The 21,767-nt window shown below is 63.4% G+C and carries 24 protein-coding genes; 9 read left to right on the top strand and 15 right to left on the bottom strand.

Going from position 1 to position 21,767, the window contains the following annotated elements:
- The first annotated feature begins 86 nt into the window (after nt 1-86).
- A complete protein-coding gene (locus FHS49_RS02615) occupies nt 87-1,364 on the top strand; it encodes an MFS transporter (RefSeq protein ID WP_184015948.1) in 1,278 nt (425 codons plus the stop codon).
- A 31-nt stretch (nt 1,365-1,395) separates the two neighbouring features.
- Here the strand turns inward: FHS49_RS02615 and FHS49_RS02610 are convergent, their stop codons facing one another.
- Nucleotides 1,396-1,554, bottom strand: coding sequence for a hypothetical protein (locus FHS49_RS02610; RefSeq protein ID WP_184014923.1), 159 nt, complete (start codon nt 1,552-1,554; stop codon nt 1,396-1,398).
- A gap of 35 nt (nt 1,555-1,589) precedes the next feature.
- Nucleotides 1,590-2,102 (bottom strand): VOC family protein, encoded by a 513-nt coding sequence (locus FHS49_RS02605; RefSeq protein ID WP_184014921.1) that lies wholly within the window; start codon nt 2,100-2,102, stop codon nt 1,590-1,592.
- A gap of 162 nt (nt 2,103-2,264) precedes the next feature.
- Here FHS49_RS02605 and FHS49_RS02600 point away from each other — a divergent pair, with 162 nt between their 5' ends.
- Together FHS49_RS02600 and pip are read left to right on the top strand one after the other, a co-directional pair.
- Nucleotides 2,265-3,452, top strand: coding sequence for a glycoside hydrolase family 88/105 protein (locus FHS49_RS02600; RefSeq protein WP_184014919.1), 1,188 nt, complete (start codon nt 2,265-2,267; stop codon nt 3,450-3,452).
- A 142-nt stretch (nt 3,453-3,594) separates the two neighbouring features.
- Complete coding sequence (gene pip, locus FHS49_RS02595; protein ID WP_184014917.1) at nt 3,595-4,548, top strand: prolyl aminopeptidase; 954 nt, start codon at nt 3,595-3,597, stop codon at nt 4,546-4,548.
- Here the strand turns inward: pip and rarD are convergent.
- Nucleotides 4,545-5,450, bottom strand: coding sequence for an EamA family transporter RarD (gene rarD, locus FHS49_RS02590; protein WP_184014915.1), 906 nt, complete (start codon nt 5,448-5,450; stop codon nt 4,545-4,547). The two genes, pip and rarD, sit on opposite strands and share 4 nt — an antisense overlap.
- 77 nt (nt 5,451-5,527) lie before the next feature.
- The gene (locus tag FHS49_RS02585; RefSeq protein ID WP_184014913.1) at nt 5,528-5,737 is read right to left on the bottom strand and encodes a hypothetical protein; all 210 of its coding nucleotides are present in this window, start codon (nt 5,735-5,737) and stop codon (nt 5,528-5,530) included.
- 141 nt (nt 5,738-5,878) lie between these two features.
- On the opposite strand from FHS49_RS02585, the gene FHS49_RS02580 reads away from it, so the two are divergent.
- Both FHS49_RS02580 and FHS49_RS02575 read left to right on the top strand, forming a co-directional pair.
- On the top strand, nt 5,879-6,259 hold the full coding sequence (locus FHS49_RS02580; RefSeq protein ID WP_184014911.1) for a DUF3597 domain-containing protein: 381 nt from the start codon (nt 5,879-5,881) through the stop codon (nt 6,257-6,259).
- A 96-nt stretch (nt 6,260-6,355) separates the two neighbouring features.
- Complete coding sequence (locus tag FHS49_RS02575; protein ID WP_184014909.1) at nt 6,356-7,648, top strand: homoserine dehydrogenase; 1,293 nt, start codon at nt 6,356-6,358, stop codon at nt 7,646-7,648.
- On the opposite strand, the gene FHS49_RS02570 is transcribed toward FHS49_RS02575, so the two are convergent.
- Genes FHS49_RS02570 through gntA form a run of 3 tightly spaced genes read right to left on the bottom strand, consistent with a single transcriptional unit; the run spans nt 7,616 to nt 9,064 of the window.
- Complete coding sequence (locus FHS49_RS02570; protein WP_184014907.1) at nt 7,616-7,789, bottom strand: hypothetical protein; 174 nt, start codon at nt 7,787-7,789, stop codon at nt 7,616-7,618. The genes FHS49_RS02575 and FHS49_RS02570 overlap by 33 nt on opposite strands.
- Nucleotides 7,786-8,379: a DUF1989 domain-containing protein gene (locus FHS49_RS02565; RefSeq protein ID WP_184014905.1), complete on the bottom strand. Its 594-nt coding sequence runs from the start codon at nt 8,377-8,379 to the stop codon at nt 7,786-7,788. The genes FHS49_RS02570 and FHS49_RS02565 overlap by 4 nt, the downstream gene beginning before the upstream one ends.
- The gene (gene gntA, locus FHS49_RS02560; RefSeq protein WP_184014902.1) at nt 8,369-9,064 is read right to left on the bottom strand and encodes a guanitoxin biosynthesis heme-dependent pre-guanitoxin N-hydroxylase GntA; all 696 of its coding nucleotides are present in this window, start codon (nt 9,062-9,064) and stop codon (nt 8,369-8,371) included. Before gntA ends, FHS49_RS02565 begins: the two co-directional genes overlap by 11 nt.
- Before the next feature lie 170 nt (nt 9,065-9,234).
- Between gntA and FHS49_RS02555 the strand changes: the two genes are divergently transcribed.
- Both FHS49_RS02555 and FHS49_RS02550 read left to right on the top strand, forming a co-directional pair.
- Nucleotides 9,235-9,963 (top strand): helix-turn-helix domain-containing protein, encoded by a 729-nt coding sequence (locus FHS49_RS02555; RefSeq protein WP_184014900.1) that lies wholly within the window; start codon nt 9,235-9,237, stop codon nt 9,961-9,963.
- A gap of 41 nt (nt 9,964-10,004) precedes the next feature.
- Nucleotides 10,005-10,193 (top strand): hypothetical protein, encoded by a 189-nt coding sequence (locus FHS49_RS02550; RefSeq protein ID WP_184014898.1) that lies wholly within the window; start codon nt 10,005-10,007, stop codon nt 10,191-10,193.
- Nucleotides 10,194-10,267: 74 nt separating this feature from the next.
- Here FHS49_RS02550 and FHS49_RS02545 read toward each other — a convergent pair whose 3' ends face one another.
- From FHS49_RS02545 to hflK, 5 genes are all read right to left on the bottom strand, one after another.
- Complete coding sequence (locus FHS49_RS02545) at nt 10,268-12,217, bottom strand: OPT family oligopeptide transporter (protein ID WP_184014896.1); 1,950 nt, start codon at nt 12,215-12,217, stop codon at nt 10,268-10,270.
- 185 nt (nt 12,218-12,402) lie between these two features.
- Nucleotides 12,403-14,034 (bottom strand): helicase HerA-like domain-containing protein, encoded by a 1,632-nt coding sequence (locus FHS49_RS02540; RefSeq protein ID WP_184014894.1) that lies wholly within the window; start codon nt 14,032-14,034, stop codon nt 12,403-12,405.
- A 62-nt stretch (nt 14,035-14,096) separates the two neighbouring features.
- Nucleotides 14,097-15,614, bottom strand: coding sequence for a Do family serine endopeptidase (locus FHS49_RS02535; protein ID WP_184015946.1), 1,518 nt, complete (start codon nt 15,612-15,614; stop codon nt 14,097-14,099).
- A 158-nt stretch (nt 15,615-15,772) separates the two neighbouring features.
- Nucleotides 15,773-16,636: a protease modulator HflC gene (gene hflC, locus FHS49_RS02530; RefSeq protein WP_184014892.1), complete on the bottom strand. Its 864-nt coding sequence runs from the start codon at nt 16,634-16,636 to the stop codon at nt 15,773-15,775.
- On the bottom strand, nt 16,633-17,769 hold the full coding sequence (gene hflK, locus FHS49_RS02525; protein WP_246350217.1) for a protease modulator HflK: 1,137 nt from the start codon (nt 17,767-17,769) through the stop codon (nt 16,633-16,635). Before hflK ends, hflC begins: the two co-directional genes overlap by 4 nt.
- A gap of 268 nt (nt 17,770-18,037) precedes the next feature.
- Here hflK and FHS49_RS02520 point away from each other — a divergent pair, with 268 nt between their 5' ends.
- A complete protein-coding gene (locus FHS49_RS02520) occupies nt 18,038-18,799 on the top strand; it encodes an Mrp/NBP35 family ATP-binding protein (protein ID WP_246350324.1) in 762 nt (253 codons plus the stop codon).
- A gap of 155 nt (nt 18,800-18,954) precedes the next feature.
- Entirely contained in the window at nt 18,955-19,383 is a 429-nt protein-coding gene (locus FHS49_RS02515; RefSeq protein ID WP_184014888.1) for a CoA-binding protein, read from the top strand.
- Here FHS49_RS02515 and FHS49_RS02510 read toward each other — a convergent pair whose 3' ends face one another.
- The 3 genes from FHS49_RS02510 to FHS49_RS02500 all read right to left on the bottom strand — a co-directional run bounded on the left by FHS49_RS02510 (nt 19,384) and on the right by FHS49_RS02500 (nt 21,757).
- Nucleotides 19,384-19,545, bottom strand: a complete 162-nt coding sequence (locus FHS49_RS02510; RefSeq protein WP_184014886.1) for a Flp family type IVb pilin — start codon at nt 19,543-19,545, stop codon at nt 19,384-19,386. It abuts the gene before it with no gap.
- A gap of 93 nt (nt 19,546-19,638) precedes the next feature.
- Entirely contained in the window at nt 19,639-20,421 is a 783-nt protein-coding gene (locus tag FHS49_RS02505; protein ID WP_221240387.1) for an inositol monophosphatase family protein, read from the bottom strand.
- The gene (locus FHS49_RS02500) at nt 20,411-21,757 is read right to left on the bottom strand and encodes a TldD/PmbA family protein (protein WP_184014882.1); all 1,347 of its coding nucleotides are present in this window, start codon (nt 21,755-21,757) and stop codon (nt 20,411-20,413) included. Before FHS49_RS02500 ends, FHS49_RS02505 begins: the two co-directional genes overlap by 11 nt.
- Between the last annotated feature and the right edge of the window lie 10 nt (nt 21,758-21,767).

The raw sequence follows: 21,767 nt of genomic DNA, 5'->3' as shown, positions 1-21,767 counted from the left end.
CGGCGGAGGCGCCACCCCCGCCGGCCCACGCGCTTGCCCGTTTCCCTAGGCTCCCCCATAAGATCGCGAAACGAACGGGAATGAAGATGCCATTGAATGCGAAGCGCCTGAAATCGATCATCGGCGGCTCCGCCGGCAATCTCGTCGAATGGTATGATTTCTATGCCTATGCCGCGCTTTCCATCTATTTCGCGCCCGTTTTCTTCCCCAAGGATGACCCCACCGCACAGCTTTTGAGCACGGCGGCGATCTTCGCCGTCGGCTTTCTGATGCGGCCGATCGGCGCTTGGATCATGGGCATCTATGGGGATCGGCATGGGCGCAAGGCGGGCCTCGCTCTCTCCGTGGGCCTGATGTTCGCTGGATCGCTGATGATCGCGGCCGCCCCCACTCATGCGCAGGCGGGCGCGCTCGCCCCCGCAATCCTGGTGATCGCGCGGCTGCTGCAAGGCTTGAGCGTGGGCGGGGAATATGGCGCGAGCGCCACCTATCTCTCCGAAATGGCGACGCGCGAGCGGCGCGGCTTCTGGGCGAGCTTTCAATATGTCACTCTGGTCGGGGGGCAATTGTGCGCGCTCGGCGTGGTGCTGGTGCTCCAGATGTTTCTCGACGAGGCCGAACTGGAAGCCTGGGGCTGGCGCATCCCCTTCGCGCTGGGCGCAGTGCTTGCGCTGCTGGTCTATGTGCTGCGCCGCAAGCTGGCGGAGACGGCCTCGTTCGAGGCGATGAGCGCGGAACAGCGCAACCGATCGGGCGCGCTCCGGCTTCTGAAGGAGCATCCGCGCGAGTTCGCGATCGTGGCGGCCATCACCGCAGGCGGCAGCCTCGCCTTCTACGCCTATACCACCTACATGCAGAAATTCCTGGTCAACACCACCGGCTTCGACCGGCAGGTGGCGACGCAGGTGATGACCGCCGCGCTGTTCGTCTACATGCTGGCGCAGCCGCTGTTCGGCTATCTCTCCGACCGGTTCGGGCGCAAGCCGATGCTGATCGCCTTCGGCCTGGGCGCGATGATCACCACCGTGCCGGGCTATACACTGATTGCGGGCGCGGCGACGCCGCTCGCCGCCTTTGCGCTGATCATCGGGCTGTTGATGATCCTTTCGGCCTACACATCGATCAGCGGTCTGGTGAAAGCCGAGCTGTTTCCCGTGCATATCCGCACGCTGGGCGTGGCGCTGCCCTATGCCGTGGGCAATGCGCTGTTTGGCGGGAGCGCGGAATATGTCGCCCTGTGGTTCAAGAATGCGGGCATGGAGAGCGTATTCTACTGGTATGTCACCGGGATTCTGGCGGTGGCGACGGTGGGGATTTTGATGCTGCCAGATACGAAGAAAACAAGTTTGATCGCCGAAGATTAGGGCAAGGATGTCCACTGCGGGTGGACCAGGTTCACACCGTCCTGGCACCGCTATTTTGCGTTGAACCGTGTTCGATCGTCGTTGAGGGGAAGAAGCGCAGCGCACGGCCATCGAAATGCTGAAAGCCCGCCGCGTGCATCCCGCGACACCCATCGAAATAAACGACATGATGAAAGGGTATCACGATCATGTCGCTGTAGGACAGCCGGGAATCAGCCGCCCAGATCAACGCTGCATCGGCGCGCGTTGGACAATTTCGAAACGATGGCCATCCGGGTCTGCCACGAAAATCTGCTGAACGCCGCTTTTTGCGTCACGCGAAATCGGCTCCGGGGCATAGCCCATGGCTGCAAGTCTGGCGGCCATTGGGGAAATATCGGCGACGGCTAGAATGATCTTGTCACCTTTCACGATCGGACGGCGCACCGCCTTGGCCTTGCTGTCGCGAGACTGGAGGAGAAAGATCGGTGGCGCATTGGAACCGTCGCCAAAGCCCAGCACCACTTCGTCGAAGTCTTTGGTCGAAAAGCGAGTGACCTCCCGCATACCCAGGCCGTCGCGAAAGAACCGCAGGGATTGGGTGAGATCGGCAACCCGCAGGCCAGTCCCCATCATATCCAGCGCGACCTGAGATGTCTGCGGCGGCGCGGCGGCTGGCTCTTGCGCGGCCAATTCGGATGCCGCCAGCATGTAAAATCCGGTAAGCGCAATTGCCAACACGCGATTACAGTTCATCATCTTCCGTATCTCCGATACCGATGCAGCAGTTTCAGCTATAGCCAACTGATCGATTGGGTTTATTGAATCCCAGCAATGCCCGCCAGATCGGCTTGAGGAAACGAATAATTGAAGATGGCGTGGATCAGGATTGCGATGGCCATCGCTGCCAGCGTTGGGGCCATGGCAACCACGGTCGCCTTTGGACAGGCAACACAGCCCCCTGGCGAAGCCCAGTCAATGACGCCCGATCGAGCGGCGGTGCTGAACGCCGCCCGCAAGCTGGCGCATCGGCAACTCGATCAACTGACGAAGCTCAAATTTCAACCCATGGTGCCAACGTCGGCCGAAGCCGACACAATAGCATTGGCGTTCTTCAATGCCGAACGCGCCGAGAACCCGACTTCATGGCATCAAGCCACCTTCTGGCTTGGCATGACGGCGCTGGCAGACCGCAGCGGCGATCCATGGGCGCGGGAGGCCGTTCTGGCCCAAGGCCGCACACTGAAATGGAAACTGGGGGATCGCCCCTACAATGCCGACGATCATCTGATCGGTTCGACTTGGCTGTGGGCCGCGGCGCATGGCAGCGGCGATAAGGCGCGCGCGCCGCTGCAAGCGCGCTTCGACCAGATATTGGCCGCGCCGCCGCGGGTTCACCTGTCGCTGGTCCTTGGCCCCGAAGGACAGCGCAACACGCCACGGGCGGAATGCCTGAAGCGCTGGTGCTGGGCGGATGCCCTGTTCATGGCACCCGCGACATGGCTGGAACTGGCGCGCGCGACGGGGGATCCGCGCTACCGCGACTATGCCCTGGCGGAATTCCATGCCACGTCCGGGTTTCTCTATGATCCAGCCGATCGCCTGTATTTCCGGGATAGTCGATTTTTCACCGAACGCGACGAACGCGATCGGAAGATTTTCTGGAGCCGCGGAAACGGCTGGGCGATCGCGGGAATCGTGCGGATGCTCAATGCCTTGCCAAAGGACGATCGCGAACGCGGTCCGCTCATAGCGCATCTTCGCGAACTCGCCGGTCGGCTGGCAGAACTCCAGCGCCCGGATGGCTATTGGTCTTCATCGCTGATCGATACCGACGCCATGCAGCCGGAAAGCAGCGGGACGGCTTTGATCACTTACGCGCTTGCCGAGGGCATCCGACAGGGCGCATTGCCGCAATCCGAATATGCGCCCATCGTGATGCGGGGCTGGTCCGCGCTCTCAAGGGCAATTCAGCCGGATGGCGGGCTTGGCTGGGTTCAACCCGCTGGTGACCGCCCCGGCAAGGCCAGCGCGGAGAGCGCGCAGATCTATGCCACCGGTGCCTATCTGCTCGCAGCGGCGGCCGTCGCCGATCTCGTTGCGCCATGAGTGTCCAACGCATCGTGCGTTTACCCGGTCACTGAAGAAGACGCTGAAGCCCCGCTTTCGCGAGAATGACCGGTGAAGGGTAAACCGGCGCGCGCCAGCCCGCGGCTTGCGCTGAAATCCGGGGTGCTGCAAAACCACTGCCATGACCGACCTTCGCACGCTCTATCCGCCGATCGCCCCCTATGCCTCCGGCCTGCTCGACGTGGGCGACGGGCACAGCCTTTACTGGGAGCGTTGCGGCATGCCCGGCGCGAAGCCCGCGGTGTTCCTGCATGGCGGGCCGGGCGGCGGGATCGCGCCGTCGCACCGGCAGCTTTTCGATCCCGCGCGCTATGACATATTGCTGTTCGACCAGCGCGGCTGCGGACGATCCACGCCCCATGCCAATCTGGACGCGAACACCACCTGGCATCTGGTGGCCGATATCGAGCGGCTGCGCGCGATGGCGGGCGTTGACCAATGGCTGGTGTTTGGCGGTTCATGGGGATCGACGCTGGCCCTGGCCTATGCGCAGACCCATCCCGAGCGCGTGTCCGAACTGGTGCTGCGCGGGATCTTCACGATCCGCCAGTGCGAGATCGACTGGTATTATCAGCACGGCGCGTCGCTGATCTTTCCGGATAAATGGGAACGGTTTCTGGCACCCATTCCCGCGGCCGAGCGCGGCGATGTGGTGCAGGCCTATCTCAAGCGGCTGACGGGGACCGATCGCGCGGCGCAGATCGAGGCGGCCAAGGCCTGGAGCCTGTGGGAGGGCGAGACGATCAGCCTGCTCCCCAACCCCGATTTTTCGAACCAGCATGGGGACGATGATTTCGCTCTGGCCTTTGCGCGGATCGAAAATCATTATTTCGTCCACAAGGGCTGGCTGGACGAGGGCCAATTGCTGCGCGATGCGGGCAAATTGAAGGGCATTCCCGGCGTGATCGTGCATGGCCGCTATGACATGGCCTGCCCGGCGGACACCGCCTGGGCGCTGCATCGGGCCTGGCCGGAAGCGGAATTTCACCTGGTCGAAGGCGCGGGCCATGCCTTTAACGAGCCGGGAATCCTCGACCGGCTGATCCGCGCGACTGACGGGTTTGCGGCGGGCTAAACCGCCGCCGCCCGCCGCCCCCGGCGCAATTCGGCGACATTGCCCGCCGCATAGATCGCCAGCCCCGTCCAGATGAAGGCAAAACAGATCACGTGCGCCTGGGTCATGGGTTCGCCATAAGCGATCACCGCCAGCAGGAATTGCAGCGTGGGCGCGACATATTGGAGCAGGCCAAGCTCGGCATAGGGCATCCGGCGCGCGGCTGCGGCAAAGAGCAGCAGCGGGACCGCGGTGAGCACGCCGCCAAAAGCGAGCAGCAGGCTGAGACTGGTGGTCTCCCCGAAGACCAGCCCATCGCCCTGCCCCAGCCAGAGCAGCCAGCCGAGCGCGAAGGGCGCCAGGATCAAGGTCTCGATCGCCAAGCCCTCCAGCGCCTCGACCGGGGCGATCTTGCGCACCAGCCCGTAGAATCCGAAGGTGAAGGCCAGGCCCAGGCTGATCCACAACCCCTCCGACGCGCCCAATGCGAGGATGGCCACGCCAATCGCGGCGAGCACCACCGAGGCCATCTGGACCCGGCCGAGCCGTTCCTTCAGGAAGATCATGCCCAAGGCGACATTGATCAGCGGATTGAGGAAATAGCCGAGGCTCGCCGCCAGCACATGCCCATTGATCACCGCCCAGACATAGATGAGCCAATTGACCCCGATCAGCATCGCGCTGATCGCCAGGAAGCCGATGACGCGCGGGTTCGCCAGCGCGCGGCGCAGCGCGGGCAGGCTCCGGCGCAGCGCGACCAGTCCTGCGATGAACAGCAATGACCACAGCACGCGCTGGCCCACGATCTCGCCGGGGCTGACCGCATGGAGCAGCTTGAAGAATGCCGGCAGCAATCCCCAAATGAGATAAGCGCCCAGACCGTAGATAAGCCCGGCGCGGGCGGGCGCGATGTTGGTGTTCATGCCGCGGCCCTAGACGGCATTGCGGCCGGAATCGACCCGGCGCTTGCTCTCAAAGCCCCAAGAATGGATTGTCCGGATCAGTCCCAGTTCATCCGGTCCGGCACGAGCCCGATCTGCACATCGCCGCGGACCGGCCCTTTGGCGGTGGCCTCCAGGATTTCCGCGCGCTGGCTGGGATCATAGCCTTCCAGACCATCATCGGCATCGTCTGCGTCGATATCCAGCCCGATCAGAATCTCTTCCTTCGGGCGACTGCGAGTCGCGGGGTCGTCATCGTCCCATGCCATGATCGGCTATCCTCTCTCTCCAGGTTCGCGCCGGCCTTTGCCGCGTCACAATGTAAACAAGGGTGAAACCTTGGCCGGGTCAATGGGTTTGAGATGACAGGCCTGATAGTTTGGCTGCATGTATAGCACAGGAGACGGCGGATGAGCATTTTCGGCAAGATCAAGGACGCGATTTTCGGCAAGAAGCCCGAACCCGTGACGCAGACCGCCGCGCCGGCGGCGATCCCCCAGATCGCCACGCCCGCGCCATCGGCCCCGGTCGATCTGCCGCCGGTGGACGTGGAAGCCGTGCTGAGCGAAAAGGCGGCGGGCAAGGATCTGAACTGGCGCACCTCGATCGTGGATCTGATGAAGCTGCTCGATCTCGATTCCAGCCTGGAAAACCGCAAGGAACTGGCCACCGAGCTTGGCTATACCGGCGACAAGAATGACAGCGCGACGATGAACATCTGGCTGCACAAGCAGGTGATGAGCGAACTCGCGCACAATGGCGGCGTGGTTCCGGCCGACCTGAAAGATTGAGAGCCCCCTCGGGAGCGGAAATATCCGCTTCCGCCCTTGGCAAGGCCCGCCTCCTGTGACTAGGAGACGGGCCTTGTTACTATCCGGGGAATGAAGATGGCTGAGCCGCTCAAGGTCGCGCTCGCAGGACTGGGCACGGTAGGCGGCGGCGTGATCCGTCTGCTGGACGCCAATCGCGCGCTGATCGAGCGCCGCGCCGGCCGGCCGATCGAGATCGTCGCCGTCTCCGCGCGGGACCGCAACAAGGATCGCGGGGTGGATATCACGCGCTTCCAATGGGTGGACGACATGACCGCGCTGGCGGAGATCGAAGGCGTGGACGCCGTGGTCGAGCTGATCGGCGGATCGGACGGCCCCGCACTCACACTCGCCCGCAAGACTCTGGGCGCGGGCAAGGCTTTCATCACCGCGAACAAGGCGATGATCGCGCATCATGGCCTCAGCCTGGCCCAAGTGGCCGATGCGCAGGATATTCCGCTGAAGTTCGAAGCCGCGGTGGCCGGGGGCATCCCGGTGATCAAGGGCATTCGCGAGGGTGCCGCGGCGAACGAGATCACGCGCGTCTACGGCATCCTGAACGGCACCTGCAATTATATCCTGACCACTATGGAGAAGGACGGCCGCGATTTCACCGAGGTGCTGGGTGAGGCGCAGGCGCTGGGCTATGCCGAATCCGATCCCAGTTTCGATATCGACGGCGTGGACGCGGCGCACAAGCTCTCCATCCTCGCCAGCCTGTCCTTCGGCAGCGCGCTCACCTTCGATGGCGTGGCGACGACGGGTATCCGCAATGTGATCGCCGCCGACATTTCCGAAGCGCAGGCGCTGGGCTTTCGCGTCCGCCTCGTCGGGCTGGCAGAGGAAGGCGAGGCCGGGCTGTTCCAGCGCGTGCATCCCTGCCTGGTGCCGATGAGCCATCCGCTGGCGCATGTGACCGGATCGCTCAACGCCGTGGTGGCGGAAGGCAATTTCGTGGGGCGCCTGTTCTTCCAGGGCGCGGGCGCGGGCGATGGCCCCACCGCTTCGGCCGTGGTCGCCGATCTGATCGACGTGGCGCGCAACGAATATGGCCCCGCCTTCGCCATGCCCGTGGAATCGCTGGCACACCCCGAGCGTGCGGATTCGGGCGAGCGCACCGGCCGCTATTTCCTGCGGCTGACGGTGGAAGACCGCGCCGGCGTGCTCGCCGAAATCGCCACCGCCATGCGCGATGCGGGCGTCTCGATCGAAAGCTTCATCCAGCGTGGCGTAAAGGAAGATGGCGGCGCGCTGATCGTGCTGGTCACTCATGCGTGCCCGGAACGCTGCGTGACCGATGCGCTCAAGCGGATGCAGGGATCATCCAGCCTGACCGGATCACCGATGCTGATGCACATCCTGGATCTTTAGCGGCGCGGGCTCGGCCAGGCGCTCATAACGCCGGGCGATTTCGAGCAACCGATTGGCCAGCTCGGTATCTTGCGTGCTGGCATAGGCGCGGCATTGACGCGCGCGCTCAAGCCAATAGTCACGCCGCCCGCCGTTCATCATGCCACCGGATCGTCGATCCGATAGTGGATCGGCTTGAACGCATGATTGTTGGATTGCAGCGCCGAACAGGCGGTGAGCCCGATGATCAGATCCATTTCCGCCTCCAGCACGATCGAGTCCCCCGCCTTGCTCAGCGGCGGTTCCACCGTGAGCGCGCCCGTGCCGCCATCCACCTGGACATTCATGAAGACGTTGAACGCACAGGGTATCTGATCAGGCGCGATATCGTAGGGCGCAAGCGCCTCCGCCAGATTGCCGAAACAGCCCCGATGCGGATGTTCATCGCCATAGATGATGCGGAACGTATCTTCCGAACAGGGTGTCAGCAGGAAATCATGCCGCCCCACATCATCCGCGATGATCCGCAACATCACCTTGGACCGGTTCGAATAAAGCGGATCGCCGGTGCTGAGGAAGAGCTTCGAGGCATAATCCAGAGACCGCCCGGAAGAGATCACCTCCCGCGGATCGGCGCGGCTGAAGGCCAGCAGATCGGCGACCTGCTCGCCGCGCGGATCGATCACGGTGAGTTTCTGCCCCTTGTTCAGCAGAAAGGCGGTGCCGGACCGCGGCGTGATTTCAAAGACCATGTTCAGCCTTTCCGCGACCCGAGAAGGGGCATTGCCATCCCTGCTCGACAGCACGCCCGCTATATTGGCGCGCTTCGGACAGATCGCCGTGCCGGGCGAGCATCGGATTGATCGACCCCGCCAGATCCACATCGCGCGCAATGATGCTTTCGCGCAGCTTTTCGTAACGCCCGGCCTCACGCAATTGCTCGAACTGATCGTGCAGATTGAACACCAATGCGGGGTGCTCGAATCGCCGGGCGGGGCGGCTTGCCTGGGGATGGAGGCCCACAACGAAAAAGGCCTCGCCCCCGAAACTCAGGGAAAAATGGGGATCATCGGGATCACTGCTCACGCGCGGATCAGGCTCCTGCCCAAGCCACACATCCTTGTCGCTGAGCGACTGGACCCGATTCCATAATGCCTGCTCGAATGCCTGCTCGGACAAATCGGTCGGCCCTTCGAAAATCACCACCAGCGTCTGGAACAATTTGGGTTCTTTCCGATAGCCTTGCGCCAACTCATAGAGCGCGGGCCACAGCCGCATATCATCCCAGGCCGACGTGATGTCGCGCGCCTCCAGGATCGTCATCTGATCTCGCGCCAAGGCCGATTTAGCACCGACGCATGGGAAATCAGCGCTCCGCACAAAGTCCCGAAAGCGATCGGGAAGCTCACTCTGGATAGTTTCTGATGTGTTTCGCATGGCAGGATAACCACGAAAACTGCAATTGGTTGCCGTTTCGGAAGCGGAATTGATCCGCGTTAAGGCGATTCATTTGAGCGCCGGATGGAAACCGGTTCAAAGGCCTTACACATCATGGTGTTACTTGTCGGATCAGGTATAAAACCCTGTCTGGAACGGGGAGATTATCAGTGCTGACCAAGGACTTCCTGCGTGATCGTCATCGGAGCGAACTGACCAAGGACGACATCGCCGCGCTGGAATCTTCCATTTCCGAGGTGAAAGACTATGGCGCGCGCGAAACTTTGATCCGCGCCGGGGAGCGCGTGCGCCAGAGCACCTTGCTGCTCGAAGGCCTGATGTGCCGCTATATGGACGATCGCCAGGGGGAACGCCAATTGGTGGCGGTGCATGTCGCGGGCGATTTCGTCGATCTTCATGGCTTTCCGCTGCGCCGGCTGGATCATGATGTGGCGACGCTCACGGAGGTGCGCCTGGCTTTCGTGCCGCACGGCAAATTGCTGGAGATCGTGGCCGAGCGCCCCAATCTGACGCGCATATTATGGTTCAGCACGCTGATTGACGCCGCCATGCACCGCGAGTGGATTTTCCGCCTGGGCCGCCTCAACGCTTATGGCCGGATCGCGCATTTCTTCTGCGAGATCGATGCGAAACTCCAGGCGGTGAACCGCAGCGACGGCCATCATTTCCCGCTGCCGATCAACCAGAATGATCTGGGCGAGGCCTGCGGGATGACGGGGGTGCATGTGAACCGCATTCTGCGCCAGTTGCGCGAGGAAGGCGTGATGACCTTTCGCGGCGGCGAGGTGGCTATCCTGGATCGTAAGCGCCTGGAGCGCATCGCCGAATTCGATCCGCACTATCTCTATCTCGACGAAAACGACCCCGACCGGAACTGACTGGATGGCCACGGGTTGGAAGGAAAAGAGAGGAATTTACAATGGGTTCCAGCATTCATACCAAGGCCGGAACGGCCAATGCCGAACAGGGCGAGGTGATGCTCGATGGCCCCGACGGGGTGGCAGTATCCATGACCGCTGACGCCGCGCGCAAGACCGGACTGAGCCTGTCGGAGGCGGCTGATGCTGCCGATAAGCAGGATCGGGAGAAGGCGGACAAGGAGGGATAGCGCCTCGCGCCCGAGGATTCCGACCGATATTTTTTATAACCTGACGCTCGATATGATGGCGCGCTACGCTCCGTTCAGGATGCAGCCTTGGCCGTCGTCCGATAGAGCCAGGCCGTGAGCGCGATGAAGAACAGCGTGCCGCCGATCAGAGCGACCGGCGCGAAGCCGGGGCCGACCACGGCCAGTGGCGAATCGCTGCCCGATCCTGCAACAATCCCGGCAAAGGCCACGCCGAACAGGCTTTCGCCCACGATCAATCCGGTCGCCATCAGCACCCCCATGCGCTTGGCCGTTTCCGGATCGGCCATACGGTCCGCGCGCTTGTCATAGAACCAGCCCAGCACCGCCCCGATCACCACGGGCAGCGTGACCGCCATCGGGAGATAGATGCCGATGCCAACGCCCAGCGGCGGCATCCGCAATTTACCCGCACGGCCCAGCGCTTCATCGATCGCCACCACGACCACCCCGACAGCCGCGCCGATGCCAATCATTTGCCAATCCAGATCGCCGCCCAGCACGCCATTGGCCAATGCGGAGATCAGCGCCGCCTGGGGCGCCGCGAGCGCCTGTGGCCCCGCGCCGGGCATCCCGGCGAATCCGAAGGCGGTGTAAAGCAGTCCGAGCACGGGCGGGATCACCAGCGACCCGAAGATGACGCCGAACACCAGCGCGACCTGCTGACGCCATGGCGTCGCGCCCACGAGCTGACCGGTCTTGAGATCCTGAAGATTGTCGTTGGAGATGGTGGCGATGCCGAACACGATCGCGGTAGCGAACAGCGCATAGGCGATCAGCGCCTGCGTCTCACCCGAATCCCCGCCACGGCCGAAGCCGGCGACCAGCAAAAGCGCCGCGGCCAGGATTGCGAGGATGCCGATGCCAGAGATCGGGCTGTTGGACGCGCCGATCAGCCCGGCCATATAACCGCAGACCGATGCGATCACGACGCCAGCGATCAGCACATAGACCAAGGTGCCGAGGATCAGCGGCACGGCATGAGATTCCAGAACGCCGCCGGCGATGAAGGTCCACAGCAGCCATGCGATCGGCAGCAGGGTGGCAAGGATGATCCCGCCGACCATGCCGATCGGGATATCCCGTTCGGTGAGCGGCAGCGCCTCGGCACTGCTGTTGCGCGCGCGTGAGGCGGCCAGCGCGGAGCGGACGCCGCCGATGATCGGGCCGATGATCTTGAGCAGCGTCCAGATCGCGGCGACGCCGATGACGCCAGCCCCCAGAAAGCGCACTTGGCCGCGGAAGACGGAAAGCGCGAACTCTTCGGTGGTTCCGGTGAAGGGCACGGCCGCGGTGAGGATCGGCAGCGCGACCCACCAGCCGAGCGCCAACCCGACGAACATCGCGAAGCCGACCGATAGCCCGACCAGATGCCCCGCGCCCACGAGCGCGAAAGAGAGCCCGCCGGAAATGCCCGTGGCCGAGGATCCGATGCGGAAGAAGGCGGCCGCCTCCCCCGTGACCAGCCGCATCGCCGCCAGCACCGCAAAGCCCGCGGCGGCCAGCGCATTGACCACGATCACGCGCAGTCCCTTGCCCGCTTCGGCAGCGCCCGCGCGCGATTCAGCGCCGATCTTGAGCACTTCGGCCGCCGCCACGCCTTCGGGATAGGGCAGCGGCGATCCGCTCACGAGCGCGCGACGCAGCGGCACGGAGAACATGACACCCAATATGCCGCCCAGCGCGCAGACCGCGGCGGTCGTCCAGAAGGGGAAACCCTGCCACCAGCCGATCATCACCAGACCGGGCAAAACGAAGATGATCGCCGCCAGCGTGCCCGCCGCCGAAGCGACCGTCTGCACGATGTTGTTTTCCAGGATGTTGGACGTGCTGAAATAGCGCAGCACCGCCATGGAGATCACCGCTGCGGGGATCGAGGTGGCGAAGGTGAGCCCCACTTTCAGCCCGAGATAGACGTTCGCGGCGGTGAACAGCAGGGTGATCAGCCCACCCAGCAGGATCGCGCGGATGGTGAGTTCGGGAAGCTCGGCGGGGCGGGTGCTCATCGGGCGGTCCTCAAAAGGGAGATGCGGTTAGAGCAGGGACGGTGTTGAGGGGCAAGGTGGGCAGATTTCCCTCAGTGTCATGCTCGCGAAAGCGGGAATCCAGCTTTGGCATGAGCCATCCAAAAAAGAAGAAGCGGGATTCCCGCTTTCGCGGGAATGACAGAAAATGGTAGATCAGAAGTGCCTCACCGCCCCTTGAACAGACCGCCGAGCAGACCGCGCAGCAACTGGCTGCCCAGATTCCCCGCCACCTTGCGCCCGATCGAGGTGGCCGCGGAGCGGGCGGCGGATTGCACCATTTTTTCGGCGAAGGTCGGCTTGGCGTCTTCGCGCGCCTGACGGGCTGCATCGGCTGCGGCGACGCGCTCCGCGGCGATACGCGCGCGCTCCTGTTCCTTCGCCAGGCGGGCAGCCTCGCGATCGGCGACCACTTTCGCCTTTTCATCTTCCTTGGCCTGCGCGGCATCGAGCTTGGCCTGTTCGGCCGCGGCCTTGACCTCGGCAGCGGCTGCCTGGGCCTCACCCGCCTTCGCCGCGAGCATTTCCTCGGCAGATTCCCGATCGATCAGCACATCATATTTCGCGCCCACCGCATCGGTCTGGATCAAAACCCCACGCTCGATCGCGGTGACGGGACCGACGCGCGAGCAGACCGGCTTGATCAGCGTGCGCTGCACCGGCGAGGGCGATCCATCGGCCTGCAGCAGCGACACCAAAGCCTCGCCCACTTTCAGTTCGGTGATCGCGGTGACCACATCGACGCCGGGATTGGCGCGGAAGGTTTCGGCGGCGGACTTGATCGCCTTTTCATCCTTGGGCGTGAAGGCACGCAGCGCATGTTGCACGCGATTGCCGAGTTGCCCCGCCACGGTATCGGGAATGTCGATCGGATTTTGCGTGATGAAATAGACGCCCACGCCCTTGGAGCGGATCAGACGGACGACCTGCTCCACCTTTTCGAGCAACGCCTTGGGCGCGGAATCGAACAGCAGATGCGCTTCATCGAAGAAGAAGACGAGCTTGGGCTTATCCGGATCGCCCACCTCGGGCAGCGTTTCGAACAATTCGGACAGCAGCCAGAGCAGGAAGGTGGAATAGAGCTTGGGGCTGGCCATGAGCTTGTCCGCCGCGAGGACGTTCATGACGCCGCGGCCGCTCTCGTCGACCTTGAAGAAATCCTCGATATCGAGCGCGGGCTCGCCGAAGAAATGCTCGCCGCCCTGGCTGCGGAGTTGGAGCAATGAGCGCTGGATCGTGCCCACGGTCGCCTTGGAGACATTGCCATAAGTGGTGGTCAGTTCGTCCGCGCGCTCGGCGCAATGGACCAGCATCGACTGGAGATCGTCCAGATCGAGCAGCAGCAGCCCGTCCTTGTCCGCCACATGAAAGGCGATGGTCAGCACGCCTTCCTGCACCTCGTTCAGATCGAGCAGGCGCGCGAGGAGGAGCGGCCCCATTTCGGAAATGGTGGTGCGGATCGGATGGCCCTGCGTGCCGAACAGATCCCAGAATTGGACGGGATTGTCCTTATAGGCCCATTCGGTATCGCCGATTTCGGCGGCGCGCGCGGCAAAGCTGTCATGCACCTTGGCGGTGGGCGATCCGGCCATGCCGACGCCGGAGAGATCACCCTTCACATCGGCGAGAAAGGTGGGGACGCCGGCGCGGGAAAAGCCCTCGGCAATGCCCTGGAGCGTCACGGTCTTGCCCGTGCCGGTGGCCCCCGCGATCAGGCCATGGCGGTTGGCGCGCTTGAAATTCAGGATCTGGCGTTCGCCGCCGCCGGTCCCGATGAATAAGCCGTTTTCGTCCGCCATGCTGGTCCTCCCAAATCGTTCACCGTCTTACGGTTCGCGACCGGGGAGGACAAGCGGGAGGCTTAGCGGATCTTGACGCCCAGGAAGACGGCGGGGCCGTTGCCCTTCTGGACGCGGACCGCCACGTTGGACTTCTTTTCGGCCTTGGCAGCGCGGACCGCAGCGCTCAGATCCTCGGGCGTCAGAACCGGCCGGCCATTGGCCGCGCTGATGATGTCACCACGGCGGATGCCCTGCTGAAACGCATCGCTGGCGGGATCGGACCGCCCGACCACGACACCCTTCACCGTGGCGGGCACGCCCAGCGAACGCGCGATATTGGGGGTCAGCGCCTGCACGGCGAGACCGATGGACGCGGTGTTCGCGCTATCGTCTGCCCCATTGCCGGGCTTTTGTGCGTCAAAGCCTTCATCTTCATTCTCTGCGCTGAACGCGGCAAGCTGCTCCTCGGGGGGACGCTTGCCGATCACGGCATTCAGCGTCATGCGCTGGCCGTTGCGCAGGATCTCGATCGGCGTGCGCGTGCCCGGTGCGAGATTGGCGACCGTGAGCGAGAGCGTATCATCGGGATTGATGCTGACGCCATTCACCTTGGTGACGACATCGCCTTCCTTGATCCCGGCCTTGTCCGCCGCATCGCCCGGCTCGACCGAGGCGATCAGTTCGCCGCTATTCTTGGGCAGGCCGAGTGCTGCTGCCAGGCCTTCGTCGATCGGCTGGAGCCGCACGCCGAGATAGCCGCGCTGCACGCGATTGCCCGCCTTCAGCGTCTCGATGATCGGCTTGGCCTGTTCCGAAGGGATGGCGAAGCCAATGCCGACATTGCCGCCCGAGGGCGACAGGATTTGCGAGTTGATGCCGATCACATTGCCGTTCAGATCGAACATCGGCCCGCCGGAATTACCGAAATTGATCGACGCATCCGTCTGGATCAGGCGATCGAACTGGCCGTTGCCCGAACGATGCAGCGCGGAAACGATGCCCGCGGTGACCGTGCCACCCAGCCCGAAGGGATTGCCGATCGCCATCACCCAATCGCCGACCTGCGCCTTGGTGGAATCGCCGAATTGCACGAAGGGCAGATTTGTGGACTGGATCTTGAGCAGCGCCAGATCCGACGTGGGATCACGACCGATCAGCGTGGCGGGAAATTCGCGCTTGTCGGGCAGGGTCACGGTGATCGATTCCACCGCTGCGTTGCGCTGGCCAGCGGAAATCACATGATTGTTGGTGACGATATAGCCATCGGCCGAGATGATGAAGCCCGAACCCAGCGACTGCGCCTCGCGCGTCTGCGGCGTATCGCTACCTTGCGGTGCCTGCATTCCGAACAATTCGAACGGGAAGCCCTGCGCCTGATTGGCGACCTTCACCGTCTGCTTGGTGGAGATGTTGACGACGGCGGGCTGGAGCCGCGCCGCGAGATCACGAAAGCTGACGGGCGCGCCGGGCTGCGGTGGGGCGGCCAGGAATTGCGGCGCATTCTGCGCGGTCTGCGCACCAAGCGGGGCGTTGGTGCCGATGGTGACTGCCGCACCACCGATGAGCAGGGCGGTCGTGATGGCATAAGCGTAGCGCACGGTCATAATCCTTCCAAATATCTGTCACTGCCCGCGACGCGGGCAAACCCAAGAATTTTATGTAATCCCCGATTCACAATCACAGCGGTTTGCCGGAAAGCTGACGCACGGCGGCTTAACGCAGATTGAATGACCAAAGTTCAAATCGCCGTCCGCTCTCAACGCCCCCGACCCTGGAATTCCCGCAGATAGGAATTATCCGGTGACAGGATGATCGAAGTCGCGCCCTTGGCACCACCGCTATCGTTGACGAAAGTCTGTTCATAAGACTGCATCGCGCGATAGAAATCATAGAAGGCCGGATCCTTGCCAAAAGCCGCGGCATAGATTTTCGCGGCATCGGCATCGGCCTGCGCGCGGATGATCTGCGCCTGTTTGAGGCCTTGCGCCTGGATAGTGCGGGCCTCCTGGTTACGCGCGGTGCGCATCCGGGCGAGTGCGCTTTCCAGCGGCGTGCCTTCGGGCAGATCGGCGCGCTTGATCCGCACGTCGACGATTTCAGCGCCATATTGCGCGGCCACGCGATTCAGGCCCTTTTGGATATTATCCATCACCTGGCCACGCTCCGGGCTGAGCAAGGCCGCAAACGGCCGCTTGCCCAGTTCGTTGCGCAAGGCCGAGCCGAGGATGGGCTTCAACTGCGCCGCCACATTATCCACTTCGCGCGCGGTGATCACCATGCGCAAGGGATCGACGATGCGGAAGCGCGCAAACGCATCCACCTGAAGCCGGAGCTGATCGGTGGAGAGCACCTGCTGCTGCTCCATTTCGACAGAGAGGATGCGTTTGTCGATCCAGGTGATGTTTTCCACAAACGGGATGCGGGCGATCAGGCCTGCGCCGTCGCCGCCAAAGGGCAGCTTGGCATCATATTTGTTGATGATCCGCACCGGCTGGCCAAAGCGGAGCACGACACCCTGCTTGGTTTCGGATGCCACGGCAAAGGTGCTGCCCAGCAACACGATCAGCGCGATCGCGCCGATTGCGAAGGCCACGGGATAACGGGCGATACGCTCGATCATGGCTGTGCGGCTCCCTCTGCTGCCGGGGCAGCGCGTTTGCGCACCTCGGGCAGGGCCAGATACGGCGTCACGCCCGGCGCTTCGATAATCGTCTTGTCCACCTTCGAAAGCACCCGTTCCATCGTATCATAATACATGCGCCGCCGCGTCACTTCGGGCGCGAGCGAATATTGCTCGTAAACCTTGTCGAACGATGCCGCGTCGCCCTGCGCCTTGGCTGTGACCTGCTGCGCATAGGTGCGGGCATCATTGAGGTTGGATTCCACCTCCTGCTGCGATGCCGTCACTTCCTTGAAGGCGTCGTTCACAGCCGCTGGCGGATCGGCCTGGCTGATTGCGATACCCTGAATTTCCACGCCAGCCTTATAATCGTCGAGAATGGCTTGCATGAGCTCGGCCACGCGCTGTTCGATATCGGTGCGCCCCGGACCGATCGCCTGGATCAGCGTGAAGCTGGCCAGCACGGCGCGCATCGCGCTTTCCGCGACTTCCGAAATCGTCTTTTCCGGCTCGGCAATCTGGAACAGGAATTGCTCGGCAGCGCCGGGCTTGATCTTCCAACGCACCGAATAAGCGAGATCGACGATATTCTGATCCCCGGTGAGCACCAGATTATTGTCATTACCGCCCTGCCCGATCGGCAAAGTGCGGATCGCCTGGACATCCAGCTTCTGCACGCGGCTGATCGGTGCCGGGAAGGTGAAGTTCACGCCCGGACCCATGGTGGACCAATAGCGCCCGAACACGGTAACCACGCCCTGCTCCTGCGGGCCGATGCGATGCACGCTGGTGAACAGGATCCAGATCACGGCGAATGCCAGCACCACATAGGGCCAGATCATGCGCGCGCTGGCACCGCCGAATCCGCCGCCGCCGGAACCACCGCCGCCGAAAGAGCCGCGCAGGCGTTCGAAGAGCTGATCCATCGCGGCCGGGCCTTGGGGGTCGCGCCGGGGCTTGCGACCGCCGCCGCCTGTAGGCTGATTCCAGGGGCTGGGCGGGCGTCCATCGCCGCCGCCTCCGCCCGAATCACCACCGCCACCCGAGCCGCCGGATCCTTTTCCGCCGCCCCAGGGGCCACCTTCCATCAGCATCGCGCGTTTGGCCGCGATCCACCCCATCTTTATCGTCATGCCTGCCATTATAGGTATGCCGGTGGGGAAAAACAGTGGCATTGCCGCAAACTCCTCCTATCTGCGCCATATGAGTGATCCAAACACGCTTCTCGCCGCCATTTCCTCCATTGCCGGAACCCGCGCCGCCGCCGTCCGCCTGAGCGACGGACGCGCCAGCCTGATCCTCGACGTGACCGGGCTTTCGGGCGACGAACGATCCAAGATGGAGGCCGCGATCAAGGCTGCGCTGATGGCGGAAGACGGCGTGAGCGAGGTCCGCATCGCGATGACCAGCGAAAAACGCGGCCGCCGCCTGATCGCGGTGGGCAGTGGCAAGGGCGGCGTGGGCAAATCCACGGTGTCCGCCAATCTGGCGATCGCGCTCAAGCGGCTGGGCTTCAAGGTGGGTCTGATCGATGCCGATATTTATGGCCCTTCGCAACCGCGGCTGATGTCTACCGAAGGGCAGCGCCCCGAAGCGCAGGATCAGAAAATGATCCCGATCATGAGCCCTTATGGCATTCCGATGCTCTCCATGGGGCATCTGGTGAAGCCCGGCCAGGCGATCGCATGGCGCGGGCCGATGGCGGGCAATGCGCTGGGCCAGTTGATCGACGCGGATTGGGGCGATGTGGAACTGATCATCGCCGATCTGCCACCCGGCACCGGCGATGTGCAGCTTTCGATGATCTCCAAGCAGAAGCCGGCGGGCGCGGTAATCGTCTCCACGCCGCAGGATCTCTCGCTGATCGATGCGACGCGCGCGATCGACCTGTTCAATCAATCCGGCGTGCCGATCATCGGGCTGATCGAGAATATGGCGGGCTATGCCTGCCCGCATTGCGGCGAAATCTCCGATCCGTTCGGCAGCGGCGGGGTGCAGGCCGCGGCCAATGTGATGGGCCATGATTTCCTCGGCCGCATTCCGCTGACGCTGGAAATCCGCACGGCCTCCGACGCCGGTCAGCCGCCGGCGGCAGAGGATGGTCCAGCCGCCACGCCATTTCATGCCATCGCCGCGAAGATCAAGGACTGGCTGGCGCAATGAACCAACGGCCGCAAACGATGTTATCCATCAGGCACCGTTTGGCCTGAGCCCGTCAAAGGCTCCTGCTTCTTCTGCCGCGCCTGTCTGGAAAAGAAGGGCTTTGACAGGCTCAGCCCGAACGGATTGAGAGATCCAACGGATTTGGGAGAATAACGATGCCCCTTACCAGTGACGCCGACATTGCCGCCCTGCTCAGCGAAACCCGCACGATCGCGCTGATCGGTGCTTCGGACCGGCCCGACCGGCCCAGCTATGGCGTGATGAAATTCCTGCAGGGTCACGGCTATCGCGTCATCCCGGTCAATCCACAGATCACGGGCGAGCATGTGCATGGCGAATATATCTGGCGCGACCTAGACCAGATCGGCGAGCCGATCGACCTGGTGGATATCTTTCGCCGTTCCGAAGCCGCCGGTGATGCGGTGGATCAGGCGATCGCCGCGGGTGCCAAGGCCATATGGATGCAGCTCGGCGTGATCAACGAGGACGCCGCGGCCCGCGCGGAGGCCGCCGGACTGAAAGTGGTGATGAACCGCTGCCCGGCCATCGAGATACCGCGGCTGGGGCTGGCGGTTGTCGCCTGATCATTTCATCGCATTGGTCAGCGTCTCGAAGATATTGGTGAGCGAAAGACCGAGATTGATGAAGGCGATCGTGCACGCCAGCGAAACCAGCGCCACGATCAGCCCGTATTCGATCGCGGTTGCCCCCTTAGTATTCGAACGTAATTTTTGAATGATCGACATCGAATTCTCCCAAAAGGATTATTCGTTTCAAACATTGTGTAATACTTAATGACGATTCCGAAATAATATCCAAAATGGAGTGATTGGCTTTATTTAGCGGATGATGCCCTTGTCCGCGCGTTCGCGTAGCCGTTCGATCGCCGCGGCATGGATGCCATGGGATGATGCGACGACGCCAAAGGCCTCGCCCTTGGTGCTGTTGAAGCGCAGCACACCGCCGAACGCATCGGTGACGTGTGCGCCGGCCTCGCGGGCGATGAGCACGGCCGCGGCGATATCCCATTCATGACCCCAGCGGATCGTGGCGACCAGATCGGCTTCGTCCGCCGCCACCATCGCGATGCGCAAGGCGATCGAATTGGGGCGATCGACGATGCTCAGATCACGGTCCACGTGCGGCAATGCGTCGGTCGGAACGCGCGATCCGGGAAATTCGGTCCTGCTGCTGGCCACCAGTCGCTGGCCATTGCGGAACGTCCCCTTGCCCGCCACGGCGCGCCAGGTTTCGCCGCGGGCCGGTGCCTCCAAAACCCCCACTAACGGATCGCCGCCTTCGCACAGAGCGATGCTGACCGACCAGCCGGGGCGACCCCGGATGAAATCGCGCGTGCCATCGATCGGATCGACCACCCAGACGCGCGGGACGAGCAGGCGTTCTGCATCGTCCACCGTCTCTTCCGAAAGCCAGCCCGCCTCGGGATCGATCGCGCGCAGACGTTCACGGATAAGCTGGTTCACCTCCAGGTCCACATCGCAGACCGGATGGCCAGGCACTTTTTCCCAGGTCTTCAGTTCGCCGCGCCAGCGCCCCATCGCCAGCGCCCCGGCCTCTGCAGCAACCGCCGCAATCTCATCGGCGAGCGCATCAATCACCAGCGACGGTCATCCCTTCGAGGCGGATGGTGGGCGCGTTGGTCGCGTGTTTGAAAGTGAGATCATTGGCGGGAACAAGCGTGCGGAACATGTGCTTCAGATTACCCGCCACGGTCACTTCGGCAACCGGCTTCGTGATCTCGCCTTTCTCGATCAGGAAGCCAGCAGCGCCGCGGCTGTAATCCCCGGTGAGGCCGTTCACACCCATGCCGATGAGTTCGGTGACATAGAAGCCGCGCTCGATATCCGCGATCAGTTCTTTGGGGCTGAGTGCACCCGGTGCCATATGCAGATTGCTGCTGCCTGCGCCCGGTGCGCCGCCGGTGCCGCGCGCGGCGTGACCGGTGGGCTGGAGGCCGAGCTGCCGGGCCGCGGCGACGGTCATCAGCCAGCCGGTCAGCACGCCCTTGTCGATGATGACGGTCTGGTGCGTTTCCAGCCCCTCGCCATCGAAGGGTTTGGAGCGCAGGCCGCGCGGACGAAGCGGATCATCGATGATCGTGATGCCAGGGCCGAATATCTCGGTGCCCAAAGCATCGAGCAGGAAGCTGGTCTTGCGCGCAATCGCCGCACCCGTGATCGCGCCGATCAGATGGCCGAGCAGCCCGCCGGACACGCGCGGATCGAACACCACCGGCAATGCGCCGCTGGGCAGGCGCACGGGATCCAGCCGCGCCACCGCGCGCTCACCCGCCAGACGGCCGACCGCTTCGGCATCCTCCATCTCCGAGAGATGGCGCACGCTGCTATAGGCATAATCGCGCTGCATCCCGCTGCCCTCGCCCGCGAGCACGCTGGCGGACAGGCTATGTGCCGTGCCGGCATAGCCGCGCACGAAACCGGTGCTGGTTGCGAGCGCGATCACGCTCCGGCTGGCGCTGCTGCCACCGCCTTCGCTGTTGGTGACGCCTTTCACCGCGCGGGCGGCATCTTCGGCGGCCATCGCCCGTTCCTTCATTTCGGCCGGGCTGATCTCCTGCGCATCCTCCAGATCCAGATCGGGACTGGGGCCGCGCATCAGGCGATCCTCGGGCGCCATGCCCGCATAGGGATCTTCGGGCGCTTCGCGCGCCATGGCGACGACGCGCTCCACCAGTGCGTCATAGGACGCGGGTGTGAAATCGGATGTGGAAGCGGTGGCTGAGCGCTGGCCGATAAAGACGCGCAGGCCGATCTCCTCGCCTTCGGACCGCTCGACATTTTCAAGCGCGCCGAGCCGGACTTCGACCTGGGTGGCGGAGCCGCCGCTATAGAGGGCGTCCGCGGCATCCGCCCCGGCTTTCGCCGCGCGCGCGACGAGTTCGGCGACTTGTTCCTGGGATTGTGAAACGCTGAGCATTCGATTGCGC

The organism is Sphingobium boeckii (genome assembly GCF_014199215.1).
Lineage (GTDB): Bacteria > Pseudomonadota > Alphaproteobacteria > Sphingomonadales > Sphingomonadaceae > Sphingobium_A > Sphingobium_A boeckii.
This window is presented reverse-complemented; position numbering and strand designations above follow the sequence as displayed.